At 51.8% G+C, this 13,215-nt stretch carries 11 protein-coding genes; 9 read left to right on the top strand and 2 right to left on the bottom strand.

Translation table 11 applies throughout. From position 1 onward, the window contains the following. Positions 1-74: 74 nt before the first annotated feature. From lysS to glpK, 8 genes are all read left to right on the top strand, one after another. Positions 75-1,808 carry a lysine--tRNA ligase gene (lysS, locus tag V2I46_14370; GenBank protein ID MEE4178687.1) on the top strand — a complete coding sequence of 578 codons (1,734 nt, stop codon included), beginning with the start codon at positions 75-77 and terminating at the stop codon, positions 1,806-1,808. Between the two features lie 55 nt (positions 1,809-1,863). Further along, complete coding sequence (locus V2I46_14365) at positions 1,864-3,402, top strand: GH3 auxin-responsive promoter family protein (protein MEE4178686.1); 1,539 nt, start codon at positions 1,864-1,866, stop codon at positions 3,400-3,402. 6 nt (positions 3,403-3,408) lie between these two features. Beyond that, positions 3,409-4,038 carry a LysE family transporter gene (locus tag V2I46_14360; protein MEE4178685.1) on the top strand — a complete coding sequence of 210 codons (630 nt, stop codon included), beginning with the start codon at positions 3,409-3,411 and terminating at the stop codon, positions 4,036-4,038. 17 nt (positions 4,039-4,055) lie between these two features. Then, positions 4,056-5,582, top strand: a complete 1,527-nt coding sequence (gene gltX / locus V2I46_14355; protein MEE4178684.1) for a glutamate--tRNA ligase — start codon at positions 4,056-4,058, stop codon at positions 5,580-5,582. A gap of 361 nt (positions 5,583-5,943) precedes the next feature. After that, on the top strand, positions 5,944-6,582 hold the full coding sequence (locus V2I46_14350; protein MEE4178683.1) for a DUF6266 family protein: 639 nt from the start codon (positions 5,944-5,946) through the stop codon (positions 6,580-6,582). 84 nt (positions 6,583-6,666) lie between these two features. Further along, a complete protein-coding gene (locus V2I46_14345; protein ID MEE4178682.1) occupies positions 6,667-7,659 on the top strand; it encodes a Gfo/Idh/MocA family oxidoreductase in 993 nt (330 codons plus the stop codon). A gap of 130 nt (positions 7,660-7,789) precedes the next feature. Next, a complete protein-coding gene (locus tag V2I46_14340) occupies positions 7,790-8,818 on the top strand; it encodes an aldose epimerase family protein (GenBank protein MEE4178681.1) in 1,029 nt (342 codons plus the stop codon). 159 nt (positions 8,819-8,977) lie between these two features. Next, a complete protein-coding gene (gene glpK / locus V2I46_14335) occupies positions 8,978-10,468 on the top strand; it encodes a glycerol kinase GlpK (protein MEE4178680.1) in 1,491 nt (496 codons plus the stop codon). A 13-nt stretch (positions 10,469-10,481) separates the two neighbouring features. Here the strand turns inward: glpK and V2I46_14330 are convergent, their stop codons facing one another. After that, positions 10,482-11,084, bottom strand: a complete 603-nt coding sequence (locus V2I46_14330; protein ID MEE4178679.1) for a DUF3109 family protein — start codon at positions 11,082-11,084, stop codon at positions 10,482-10,484. A gap of 173 nt (positions 11,085-11,257) precedes the next feature. Between V2I46_14330 and V2I46_14325 the strand changes: the two genes are divergently transcribed. After that, positions 11,258-12,394: a 4-phosphoerythronate dehydrogenase gene (locus V2I46_14325; protein ID MEE4178678.1), complete on the top strand. Its 1,137-nt coding sequence runs from the start codon at positions 11,258-11,260 to the stop codon at positions 12,392-12,394. 177 nt (positions 12,395-12,571) lie between these two features. Here V2I46_14325 and V2I46_14320 read toward each other — a convergent pair whose 3' ends face one another. Next, positions 12,572-13,090 (bottom strand): hypothetical protein, encoded by a 519-nt coding sequence (locus tag V2I46_14320; GenBank protein ID MEE4178677.1) that lies wholly within the window; start codon positions 13,088-13,090, stop codon positions 12,572-12,574. Between the last annotated feature and the right edge of the window lie 125 nt (positions 13,091-13,215).

Genomic DNA, 13,215 nt, shown 5'->3' with positions numbered 1-13,215 from the left:
TGCCCCTTGCCTGAGTGCAAAAAATATTATATTCCGTATCTTTGCAATCGATTTTTTAAAGGAAAGCAAAAACAATGAGTGTGCGATTAAGCGAACAGGAGCAAATGCGCAGGGATGCGCTCAATGAATTGCTCGATATGGGCATAAACCCTTACCCGGCCGATAGTTTTGAAGTGAATGTCACAGCCCGGGATATCCACGAAAATTACCCCAATGACAATAACCTCTACCAGGACATCAGCCTGGCCGGCCGCATCATGAGCCGCCGCATTATGGGCAACGCCTCCTTTGTAGAGCTGCAGGACGACACCGGCCGCATCCAGCTTTACTTCAACCGCGATGAAATCTGTCCCGGCGAAGACAAGAGCTTCTACAATGTGGTGTTCAAGCGCCTGCTCGACATTGGCGACATCATTGGCGTGAAGGGCTTCGTGTTCGTCACGCGCATGGGCGAGATCACCATCCACGTGAAGGAATACAAGATCCTGACCAAATCGCTGCGTCCCCTGCCCGTTGTCAAAGAAAAGGGAGGCCACGTCTATCACGCCTTTACGGACGCCGAGCAGCGTTACCGCCAGCGTCATATCGACCTCATTGTAAACCCCCAGATAAAAGATACCTTCCGCAAGCGTGCACAGCTGGTGCATAGCATGCGCAGCTTCCTCCTCGACAAAGGTTACCTCGAGGTGGAAACCCCTGTATTGCAACCCATCTATGGAGGGGCTGCCGCCAGGCCATTTAAGACTTATCACAACACCCTTGATACAACCCTTTACCTCAGGATCGCCAATGAGCTTTACCTGAAACGACTTATTGTAGGCGGCTTCGAAGGCGTCTTCGAGTTCGCCAAGGACTTCCGCAACGAGGGCATGAGCCGCTTTCACAACCCCGAGTTCACCCAGATGGAACTTTATGTGGCTTACCGCGACTACGAGTGGATGATGAACCTAGTGGAAGAAATGGTCGAGAAGATCGCCCTCGACCTCCACGGCAAGACCCAGGTACAGGTTGGTGAGCACCTGATTGATTTCAAAAGGCCATGGACCCGTTTCACGATGTATGGTGCCATCCAGCACTTTACCGGCACCGATGTCTCGGAAATGGACGAAGACCAGATGCGCAGCTTCGCCCACAGCCTCGGACTGGAGACCGACCCCAGCATGGGCCGGGGGAAACTCATCGACGAGATCTTTGGCGAGTTTTGCGAACCCAAACTGATACAGCCCACTTTCATCACCGATTATCCGGTGGAGATGTCACCCCTGGCTAAGAAACACCGCAGCAAGCCCGGGCTGGTCGAACGCTTCGAGGCCATCTGCAACGGCAAGGAGATCTGCAATGCTTTTTCCGAACTTAATGACCCCATCGACCAGCGTCAGCGCTTTGAAGAACAAATCGAGCTGGGTCGCCGTGGGGACCCCGAGGCCATGATCCTCGACGAAGATTTTCTGCACGCCATTGAGACGGGCATGCCCCCCACCGCTGGCCTGGGTATCGGCATCGACCGACTGAGCATGATCATGACCAACAGCCCCTCTATTCAGGATGTATTGTTCTTTCCCCAGATGCGGCCCGAGAAAACTTCCACGGCCACCGGCCACGAAGAGCTTTTCCAGGCCATCGGCGTACCCAACACCTGGATCCCCGTCCTGCAACAAGCCGGTTTTGCAGAACCTGCAGCCCTGAAGGATGCCAATCCCAACAAGGTATTTAATCAATTATGCGGCCTGCGCAAAAAACTTAAAATGGATGTGCCTGCCCCAAAACCTGAAGAAGTGAAGGAATGGATTGAAAAAGCCGGAACCTGATCCAAACGCCGGGTCATTCCGGTCAACATACTGCCAACCAAAAAAACAAACCATCATGCCCATTTTAGGATCCATCATTAAACGGGCCATCGAGCTGAAAGGCAGAATGCCCGTTATTTTCAGCACCAGGGAACCTGAGAAGGTCCAGCGCAGGGAGCTGAAAAAGCTTCTGCGCAAAGCCTCTTCCACCGCCTTTGGTGAACATTTTGGGTTCAGTGAAATGATTCGCGCAAACGACCTGGTCAGCCAATACCAAAAGCGCGTACCCCTTTACGACTACAACCAAATCTTCCGCGATTGGTGGTTTCGCTCGCTCAATGGCGAGCCCTTCGTTTGCTGGCCAGGTAAAGTAAAGTATTTTGCCCTGAGCAGCGGCACATCTGAAGCCTCCAGCAAATACATCCCCGTTACCAATGATATGCTGCGGGCCATAAAGAAAACCAGCACCCGCCAGATCTTTTCCCTGGCACGCTACGACTTTCCCAGGTCTTTTTTTGAAAAAGGCATCCTGATGCTGGGCGGAAGCACTCACCTTCAATACAACGGGACCTATTACGAAGGCGACCTCTCGGGCATCACCACCAAGAACATCCCTTTCTGGTTCGAGCATTTCTATAAGCCCGGCAAGCGAATCTCAAAGGAACGCGACTGGCCCACCAAACTCGATGAGATCGTCAAGAAAGCCAGGGACTGGGACATTGGGGTCATTGTAGGCGTACCGGCCTGGTGGCAGATCCTTATCGAAAAGATCATCGACCACTACAAGCTGAAGAACATTCATGAGATCTGGCCAAACCTGAGCATCTTTGTCCACGGCGGCGTGTCGTTCGCCCCTTATGTCAAAGGTTTCGAAAAGTTGCTGGGCAAACCCATCACCTATATTGAGACCTACCTGGCCTCCGAAGGCTTTATTGCCTTCCAGTCGCGCCCCAACACCAACAGCATGCAACTGGTGTTGAATAATGGTTTGTTTTATGAGTTCGTGCCATTCAACAGCAGTAATTTCGACGGTGAAGGCAACCTGAAACCCGATGCCGAGACCCTGACCATCGGGCAAATTGAAGAAGGTAAGGAATACGCCCTGCTGTTGACCACCTGTGCCGGGGCATACCGCTATCTTATTGGCGACACCATCAAGTTTACCAGCAAGGAGCTCAGCGAGATCGTCATCACCGGCCGCACCAAGCATTTCCTTAACCTCTGCGGCGAGCACCTCTCGCAGGAGAATATGAACATGGCCATCAAAATGGCTGAAGACCAGCTGAATGTCGAGGTTCGCGAGTTCACCGTTGCCGGGATCAAGTACAACAGCATGTTTGCTCACAAATGGTTCGTAGGGACCGACAGTGAGGTAGACGCCGAAGTTTTGCGTAACGCCATCGACGAAAACCTCAAGATCCTGAACGACGACTACCGGGTGGAACGCATTGCCGCCATCCGTGAGGTGATGGTGGAAGTCTTGCCCCCGGCGGTGTTTTACCAGTGGATGCGATCAAAGGGCAAAGAAGGCTCACAAAATAAATTCCCAAGGGTAGTTAAAGGCGCTGTTTACGAAGAGTGGGAAGCTTTTGTCAAACAACAAAAACCAGTTTAAAACCTGATGTTCTCTGTTCTGATTCAAGGCGTTATCCTGGGCTTCACCATGGCCTTCCTGATCGGGCCCACCTTCATTGCCCTGGTACAAACCAGCATTCACAGGGGTTTTCGCTCAGGCGTACAGTTTGCCATGGGCGTTGTGCTGAGCGACCTGGCCTTCATTGCCCTCAGCTACCTGGGCGCCCTGCAGATCTTTCAAAACGAAAGCAACCAGGTCACCATGGGCTTTATTGGCGGATTGATCCTGATGGGGTTCGGGGCGGTGACCTTTACCCGAAAATATGTGATGCCCGCCCCCGTCAGCATTGAAGTGCGGGTAAAAGGGCAAGGGGTCTTCAAGTATATAATGAAGGGGTTCTTTATGAACATCTTTAACCCCTTCCTGCTGCTGTTCTGGATCGGTGTGATGGGGATTGCCTCGTCAAAATACACCATCCCCTCACGCGAAATCCTTGTATTCTTTGCCGGGGTCATCGGAATGGTTTTTGTGGCCGATGTGTTTAAAAGCTTCATTGCCCATCGCATCAAGCGATACCTTAATGCCAGGGTACTGACCGTCATCAACCGTGTGGTTGGGGTTTCCCTGGTATTGGCCGGCATTGTGCTGATTATCAGGGTGTGTTTTTTTATGTGATTTAAATAGAAAAAATAATGTCGAAAGTAAGAGTACGCTTTGCTCCAAGTCCAACCGGCCCCCTGCATATGGGCGGGGTACGCACCGCTTTGTACAACTACCTGTTTGCCAAAAAACACGGCGGCGATTTCCTCCTCCGCATTGAGGATACCGACCAGAACCGCTATGTTCCCGGTGCAGAGGAATACATCATGGAATCGCTCCGCTGGTGCGGCATCCACTGGGATGAAGGTCCCGAAAAGGGAGGACCCCTTGGACCCTACCGCCAGAGCGAACGTAAAGACCTTTACCGTCAGTATGCCATGCAACTCATCGAAAGCGGCAAGGCCTATTACGCTTTCGACACCCCCGAAGAGCTGGAGGCGATGCGCCAGCGCATCGAAACCGAAAAAAGCGGTAACCCTCAGTACGACAGCCGCTCAAGGCTCAGTATGAAGAATTCATTGACCCTTACAGAAGAAGAAATAGCCCAAAGGATCGCCTCCGGCGAAAACTATGTGATCCGTATCAAGACCCCGGAAGATGAGGAAATCGTGCTGGAAGACCTGATCCGGGGCACTGTCAAGGTACATTCATGGCAGCTCGATGACAAGGTATTGTTCAAAAGTGACGGGATGCCCACTTACCACCTGGCTAATGTGGTGGACGATTACCTGATGAAGATCACCCACGTGATCCGGGGTGAGGAGTGGCTGCCCTCGGCTCCCCTGCATGTATTGCTTTACCGCAGCCTGGGATGGGAAGCACAGATGCCCCGCTTCGCCCACCTGCCCCTGCTGCTCAAACCCGATGGTAACGGCAAACTCAGCAAGCGCGATGGCGACCGCCTTGGATTTCCTGTTTTTCCACTGCAGTGGAAAGATCCCAAATCGGGCGAAACCTCCAGCGGATATCGTGAAGCAGGCTATTTCCCCGAAGCCTTCGTCAACCTCCTTGCCCTTCTGGGATGGAACCCCGGCACCGAACAGGAGATCTTCAGCCTTAGCGAGCTGGTTGAAGCTTTCTCCCTCGACCGGGTGGGCAAATCCGGCTCAAAATTCGACCCTGAAAAGGCCAAATGGTTCAACCACCAGTACCTGATGCAGAAGCCCCTTGAAGAACTTGGCCGTGAACTGCTAAGGATGGCTGAGGCTCATGGGATCGCTGCTGATATTGATAAGCTGACCAGTATCGCAGGCCTGATGCGCGAACGGGTGCATTTTGTCCACGAGCTTTTCGACCAAGCCGGCTTTTTCTTTACCGCCCCCACGCAATACGATGAGGCTTTTGCCAAAAAGCGCTGGAAGGAAGATACCCCCGGCATCCTGATGGACCTTGCCGTGGTGCTCGAAAGCCTTGAACCCTTCACCGCCCCCGCCATCCACGAGGCCATCCACAGCTTTATGGAAAATAAGGAAATTGGCGCCGGCAAACTGATGCCCGGCCTCCGGCTGTCGCTGGTAGGCAGCGGCATGGGCCCCGACCTCTCAGAGATCATGGTCATCCTCGGCAAGGAAGAAAGTATCCGGCGTATCCAAAATGCCGCCGAAACCGTAAAGACCTGACCAACAGGTATAAAGGCAGCTGGGATTTCCCTGTCCTAACCAGAATTTTTCTGAAGGTTTTTTTTCGAAAAGAAAAAACCCGGATGATGCAACAGCCTTTTTGCTAATTGAATGAGCAAAAGAGCTTTTGCATTTTTTTTAAAAAAGAAAATTTTCTGGGCCCTTTTTGTGTTTAGCAGAAAAAGTTACTTAATACGTTGATAATCAAATCATCCCTATGTTTCTAAAGAAAAAGCGTTCTACCATCTTCATAGTTAATACGGAGTTTATACGGTTTAAACCGTACAAACTCCGTATTAACTCCGTATTAACTCAGAATTTGTTGTAACTTTACAGGTATAATCCTTTAAAACTTAATGGTATGGCATATTCAAAGGAAGGCGTATTAGCTAATTTCAAGGGCCGCCTGGGGAAAATGGTGGTTTATCAAATGAATGGCAAGACCGTTGTACGGAGCATGCCCACGCGTAAAGGGGGCCAGGTCTCACCCAAGCTCAAGGAGTCCCAGGGTCATTTTGCCAAAGTAATGTCGGTGATGGCAGCCGTGAAGCCTTTCATCCGCATTGGTTTCAATGACCTGGCAGAAGGAAAGTTCGTGTTTCAGCGGGCCCTCTCGGAGAACCTGATCCGCTACAAGGAATCAGAGAATCCCGATTTCTTTGATTGGCTGCTGGTAAGTAAGGGCGAGCGGGCCGGTGCAATGGACCTGAACGTTCAGGTGCTGGGCAACGAGGCCAAAGTGAGCTGGGGCGATGCTAAAGCAGGCATGCCCTGGGACAAGAACGACCACGTGCTATTGCTGGCCCTCAACACAGTGACCCTGGAGGAAACCGACAACCTGAAAGCAGGCATCCGAAGCAAGGGACAGGCCAGCCTGAAGCTGCCCACAGCCGAAGCCGGACAGCCCGTGCTGGTATTTATTGCTTTTTACGACCTGGCCGGGGCTGCCGTTAAAGCTGATCCCGCGAATATCTCCAACTCGCAGGCAGTGAAGGCCTGACCGCTTAATGACATTTTGAAAGCCTGTCTGGACGGCGGGCACTGATTTGAAATGCTTTCACTTCATTTTTAAAAAACAGGAATCATGAGCACACCGGTTCGCTGGGGGATTATTGGCCCCGGCAACATCGCCCGAAAATTTGCAGAGGACTTAATGCTGGTGGAAGGGGCTGTGCTGCAAGGCGTTGCCTCGCGCGATGCCGGAAAAGCCCGCCAATTTGCTGAGACCTTCGGGGCGGTCAGCTCCTATGGAAGCTACGAGGCGCTTGTTAAAGACCCGGAGGTAGACATTGTTTATGTGGCCACCCCCCACGTGTTTCATTATCCCCATGCAATGCTGTGCCTTCAATACGGCAAGGCGGTATTGTGTGAGAAGCCCTTCGGGATGAATGCCCGGGAGGTGGAGGGGATGCTGGCAGAGGCCAAAGCACGCGACCTGTTTATCATGGAAGCTTTCTGGACCCGCTTCATTCCCGGAATCATCCGGATGCAGGAGATCATTCAGTCGGGCGCCATCGGCGAGATTGAATACATCCGGTCCGATTTTGGGTTCCTGGGCGACCCCGATCCGCAAAAGCGGGTGTACAACAAGTCTTTGGGTGGGGGCTCGATGATGGACATTGGCATTTATCCCGTTTACCTGGCCTTGCTGTTGCTGGGCGTACCTGACAAAATTCAGGCCATCGCCCGCCTGGCTCATACAGGGGTCGACAGCCTGTGCGCCATGCTCTTTGACTATGCCGGCGGGCCAAAGGCCATCCTGGAATCAACCGTTCTGGCCACCACCCCCACCGAAGCCCTGATCGTGGGGAGCAAGGGCTCTCTGACCTTACACAAGAGTTTTCATCATACCGAAAAGATCAGTCTGAATCTGAACGGCCAGGCCCCCGAAATCATAGAAGAAAAATATACAGGCAACGGTTATTTTCATGAAATTGTGGAAGTTATGGAATGCCTGCGCCAGGTCAGGAAGGAAAGCCCGAAGATGTCACACGCGATGAGCCTTGACCTGATCCGGACGCTGGACCGGGTAAGGAAGGAGATCGGGCTGTTATATGTGCAGGATGATCCGGTTTAGGGATGAACGGCCTTTGCGCAAAAGACTCCATTAAGATGTTTTGGAATTGCCACCGGCCAAAAGACAGCCCTTTGACAAATCGTAAAAGACAAGCTTCCACATTAAAACGGAAGGTTCATTATATTTACACATGATTCTGGACAACGCTATTTTTGGAAATCTGGCTGATGGACGAACCGCTCAATTGTTTACCCTTGAGACCTCCGGGGGGCTCAGGATAAGCATCACCAATTATGGCGGCATCATCACTTCCATCCGGATGCCTGATCGCCATGGCCAACCCGATGAAATTACAGCGGGATTCCCTTCGTTGCAAGCTTATTTGGAAGAGCATCCCTATTTTGGGGCCATTACGGGCCGCTATGCCAATCGCATTGCCAATGGACGCTTTGAGCTGGATGCCAAGACCTGGCAGTTGCCGCTGAACAGCCCTCCAAGTCACCTACACGGGGGCCCCGGCGGCTTTCATACCCGCCTTTGGGATTACAGCATTGATCAAAAGGCGGATGAAATAAGCCTGCGCCTGCATTATCTCAGCCCCCACCTGGAAGAAGGATATCCGGGAAATCTTGAAGCAATGGTAACCTATACCCTGAAGGAATCCGGCGAGCTGTTGATCACCTATGAAGCCCGGACGGATGCGCCAACACACCTGAACCTGACCAACCACGCCTATTTTAACCTGGGGGGATTTCGCGACAAGATCTTCGACCACCAGCTGATGGTGGACGCCAACCATTATCTTGAACTCAATGAAAGCCTTCTTCCCACCGGAAAGTTGATACCGGTGCAGGGCACCCCTTACGATTACCGCCCAGGGCAGGCCCCGATGAGCCTGATCCGTGAGCCAATGGACTATTGCTTTGTGCTGAATCACGGCCACAGCCTCGATCGCCCGGCGGCCATACTTCATCATCCCCAAACCGGCCGCGGGCTCAGCCTTTATTGTACACAGCCCGGCATTCAGGTTTATTCTGCAAACTTCCTTGACGGAAGCCTCAAAGGACACGGGAGCATCGCCTACGGCCAGCACCAGGCGGTTTGCCTCGAGACCCAGCATTTCCCCGATTCGCCAAATCACCCGGAATTCCCCTCTACCCTGCTCAGGCCCGGAGAGACCTATCTCCACCAGAGCCGGTTTGTATTTGAGACAGAATAGCTGAACCTTAAGGGATGTAATCAGTCCTCGCAGATTTATGCCCCGGTCAGGAAGGAAAACTGGAAATACTTTACCTTTGTTGAGGACTTTTGCTGTTTAAGATCGGTGACCGTTCATTAGAAAAGTCCATTACAAAGGGAAATCCCAAGCCATTGCTCCATGGAAAAATACATACTTGCATTTGATCAGGGTACCACAAGTTCCAGGGCCTTGTTATTCGACCAACAGGGAATTATTAAATCCGTTGCACAAAAGGAGTTCAGGCAAATCTTTCCCAAGCCGGGCTGGGTGGAACACGACCCGGAAGAGATCTGGACCTCACAGGGGGAGGTGGCAAGGGAAGCCCTGGAGAAAGCCGGGATCGGTGCAGGCGAGCTGTCAGCCATCGGCATCACCAATCAGCGGGAGACCACCCTCGTATGGGACCGCGCGAGCGGACAAGCCATATGCAACGCCATCGTATGGCAGGACCGGCGCACCTCAGCCTTTTGCGATGAGCTAAAGGATCGCGGACTGGCGAAGAAGATCAGAGAAAAGACAGGCTTGGTCATTGATGCCTATTTCAGCGGTACCAAGATCAAGTGGATCCTTGACCACGTGGATGGAGCCCGTGAAAAGGCGGAAAAGGGTGAATTGGCCTTTGGAACGGTGGACAGCTGGTTGGTGTGGAAACTTACGGGTGGCCGCACCCACGTGACCGACGTGAGCAATGCCAGCCGCACGATGCTTTTCAATATCAATACCCTGAACTGGGACGATGAATTGCTTGAGCTGATGGGCATCCCTGCATCGATGCTGCCGCGGGTGGCTTCTTCCAGCGAGATCTATGATACCACCTCAACGCCCTTCATAGAAGCTGAGGTTCCTATTGCAGGCATTGCAGGCGATCAGCAGGCGGCCCTGTTCGGGCAGATGTGTACACAGGAAGGGATGGTAAAAAATACGTATGGCACCGGTTGTTTCATCCTGATGAACACAGGCCAGAAACCCTTCTTCTCGAAAAACAACCTGCTGACAACCATTGCCTGGAAGATCGGTGATACCACCACCTATGCCCTTGAGGGCAGCATCTTCATTGCAGGTGCAGTGGTGCAGTGGTTGCGTGATGGACTGGGTATTATCAAGTCCTCGGATGAGATAGAAGCGCTGGCGGCACAAGTAGAAAACAGTGGTGAGTTGTTCTTCGTCCCCAGCTTCACAGGGATGGGCGCCCCCTATTGGGATCAGTATGCCCGTGGATTGATGATCGGCCTCAGCCGGGGCACAACCCGCGCCCACATTGCCCGTGCCGCACTCGACGGCATTGCATTTCAGACCATGGACGTGCTTCACGTCATGAGACTGGATACCGGGATGAGGGTGAGCGAACTACGTGTGGATGGAGGCGCTTCGGCCAACAACCTGCTGATGCAGTTCCAGGCCGACATCCTGAAAACCCCCGTCATTCGCCCCGAGATCATCGAGACGACAGCCTTGGGAGCCGCGTATCTTGCAGGACTTGCCACGGGCTTCTGGAAAGACATCGATGAGCTAAGGGAACATTGGCAACTTGGCAGACGATTCGACCCTAGTATGCCGGAAAGTAAAGTTCAGACCCTGAAGGAAAAATGGGCCGATGCCGTTCAGCGCGCCCGCTCGTGGACACGCTAGCATCAAAACCTCTTTATTCGGAAGAAATTTCAGGAAATTGAGGATTCTCGTCGAAGGCCAAGGTGATGTATGCCTCAAGTTCTTCATACCATTGTTCCCCGTATTTGCGAATAAGGGCATCCTTCAGAAAACGATACACCCTGACATTCAGCTTTTTCCCTTTCTTACGGGCGCAATTGCAAATGGGCCAGCGATGATAGTTTAGGGCATCGTAGTGGGTGTAAGAAGTGACCCTAATGGGATAAAGGTGGCAGGAAATGGGTTTCTGGAAGCTGATGTCGCCCGCTTCCCAGGCTTTCTCGATTGCGCATTTGGCAATGTCGTTTGCATCGTAATAGACGTATGCACAGGGGCCTTCCGCCACCAGGGGTGTGACAGGCTCGCCGGCAGGGTCGGTCACCCAGGTACCGTCTTGTTCCACCGTAGCAATACCCTTCTCCATCATAAAAGGCTTGACCAGGGGATAGATTTTTTGTAAAATTTCAGTTTCCTCCGGCGAAAGGGGCGCACCGGCATCGCCTTCAATGCAGCACCCGCCTTTACAAACCGGCAGGTCACAGACGAACTGTTCGAGATAAATCTCGTCGGAAATTAAGGTCTGGCCAATGATAATCATGGCGCAAAGGTAAAGGAAAACTGATTTGTAAGGCGGACTTTTCAGCCGTGAAAGAAAACAAAAGCAGAGTTTGGTAACAGAACTTTGCTGAACTTTGAATGATTTTATGAACCTTTGTGGTTGGATTTGTTGGGGGTTAATTAAGTTTCACCAGCCTTATTTTCATAATAAGAATGCTTAAGATCGTTGCAGATAACAAGATCCCCTTTTTGAAGGGCGCGCTCGAGCCTGTAGCACAGGTGGTTTACCTGCCTGGGGCAGCCATCAGCCAGGAGGATCTGATGGATGCAGATGCGCTGATTGTGCGCACCCGCACCCTTTGCAATGCACGCCTGCTTGAAGGTACATCCGTGAAATTCATTGCCTCGGCCACCATAGGGCATGACCACATCGACAAGGATTACTGCCAGCGTAACAATATCACCTGGACCAATGCACCGGGATGCAATGCCGGCTCTGTGGTGCAGTATATGTCCTCGGCCCTTGGCCATATTATTCGCCATACAGATACCTCTTTTGAAAAAACCACCCTGGGGGTTATTGGTGCCGGCCATGTGGGCGGAAGCCTGGCAGCGCTTGCCAGAGTCCTGGGCATAAAGACCCTTATAAACGACCCGCCCCGGGCGCGCGCCGAAGGCCAAGGAGGTTTCTGCAGCCTGGAAGAATTACTGGAACAGTCTGATGTTGTCAGCCTGCACGTCCCGCTTAATACTGGGATGCCCGACAAAACATTTCACCTGGCGGATAAAGCCTTTTTCGAAAAAATGAAGGAAGGGGCCTGGTTCATCAATACCTCCAGAGGCGAAGTAACAGAAACAGGAGCATTGATCGAAGCCATCCGATCGTGGAAACTTTCGGGGGCCATCGTGGATGTCTGGGAAAATGAACCCAAGATCGATCAGGAATTACTCAGCCTCACGACTGTTGCCACGCCTCATATTGCAGGCTACTCAGCCGACGGCAAAGCCAAGGGCACGGCGACGAGTGTCAGGGCTCTTAGTCGCTTTTTCAGTCTGGGCCTCGACGGTTGGACTCCCCAGGCCATCCCCATGCCTGCAAGCGCCCTGCTTAGCCTTCCTCCAAAAGTGGAAAGTAAGGAGGATATCTTCTTTCTTTTAAGTTTACAGGCCTATAATATTTTTGCAGACGACAGGGCCTTGCGCCAAGATCCTTCCAGCTTTGAACGCTTGCGGGGCGACTACCCCATCCGCCGCGAACCCCACGCCCTGAAGGTAAGGGCATTCAATCAAAGCAAGGAAACCCAAGCCTTTATCCACGCTTTGGGGTATCCGCTTGAAAATGAGAGGTAAAAAAGGAAAAGTTGAAAAGTTGAAAAGAAAAAGCTAATAACCGGTACCTGAAACCCGGTACCTGATACCCTATTTCTATTGATTTCAGATCAAGGATTAAGGATTTCTGATTTTTGATGTGCCTGATAACCTGAATCTTAACCCTCAAACCTTAAACCCTGCCAGCGGCAGGCAGGCTTAAACTTTTTCCTTCTTTAAGAACACGAAGAGGTAAAGGCTAAACACTACCGAGGTGGACAGTTGGATGAGCAGCGGAGTGCTGACCAAACTGTCGCCGGGAAGAATGGAAAGCATGGCCAGGTATTTGAGGCCATAATAAAAGATCTTGCTGAGCCAGATGCTGAGGAAGATGGCCGCAAGCACATGGATGCGTTTTACCAGGAAATAAAACAGGAATACGTTTACCACCAGTTCGGCCGATATTAGCATAGTCTTCACCAGCACCGGGTGGGCTGATATCAGGAAAGAAAACAGCGGCAAGGTCAGGGCCAGTAGGTAGGCATTCTTTTTATGGGTATGCACCAGGGCCAGCACCAGCATTACCCGCATGGGCTCGATCAGGTAAAGTTTAATGCTGAGCATATGTGAAATGGCGGGCAGAAAATAAATGAATGCTAATGCAAATACATCCAGAAGGGCTGGTTTTACAAAACTCTTCCAGGAGGATACGGTGAGACTGCTTGCAGATGCTGCCATATGTTGATTTATTTTGGGTCCTACTTTAAAATCATTATAAATAAACACTTTCCAAGGTGTTTAAGGCCGTAAAAATAAGAAAATTTGTCCTGAAATAATAATTTTGCGTAATCACTCAGGCAATC

The organism is Bacteroides sp., assembly GCA_036351255.1.
Classification (GTDB): Bacteria; Bacteroidota; Bacteroidia; order Bacteroidales; family UBA7960; genus UBA7960.
This window is presented reverse-complemented; position numbering and strand designations above follow the sequence as displayed.

Coding starts and splice junctions, on each gene's coding strand:
- lysS (MEE4178687.1), top strand. CDS start 75: ATGAGTGTGCGATTAAGCGAACAGGAGCAAATGCGCAGGGATGCGCTC.
- V2I46_14365 (MEE4178686.1), top strand. CDS start 1,864: ATGCCCATTTTAGGATCCATCATTAAACGGGCCATCGAGCTGAAAGGC.
- V2I46_14360 (MEE4178685.1), top strand. CDS start 3,409: ATGTTCTCTGTTCTGATTCAAGGCGTTATCCTGGGCTTCACCATGGCC.
- gltX (MEE4178684.1), top strand. CDS start 4,056: ATGTCGAAAGTAAGAGTACGCTTTGCTCCAAGTCCAACCGGCCCCCTG.
- V2I46_14350 (MEE4178683.1), top strand. CDS start 5,944: ATGGCATATTCAAAGGAAGGCGTATTAGCTAATTTCAAGGGCCGCCTG.
- V2I46_14345 (MEE4178682.1), top strand. CDS start 6,667: ATGAGCACACCGGTTCGCTGGGGGATTATTGGCCCCGGCAACATCGCC.
- V2I46_14340 (MEE4178681.1), top strand. CDS start 7,790: ATGATTCTGGACAACGCTATTTTTGGAAATCTGGCTGATGGACGAACC.
- glpK (MEE4178680.1), top strand. CDS start 8,978: ATGGAAAAATACATACTTGCATTTGATCAGGGTACCACAAGTTCCAGG.
- V2I46_14330 (MEE4178679.1), bottom strand. CDS start 11,084: ATGATTATCATTGGCCAGACCTTAATTTCCGACGAGATTTATCTCGAA.
- V2I46_14325 (MEE4178678.1), top strand. CDS start 11,258: ATGCTTAAGATCGTTGCAGATAACAAGATCCCCTTTTTGAAGGGCGCG.
- V2I46_14320 (MEE4178677.1), bottom strand. CDS start 13,090: ATGGCAGCATCTGCAAGCAGTCTCACCGTATCCTCCTGGAAGAGTTTT.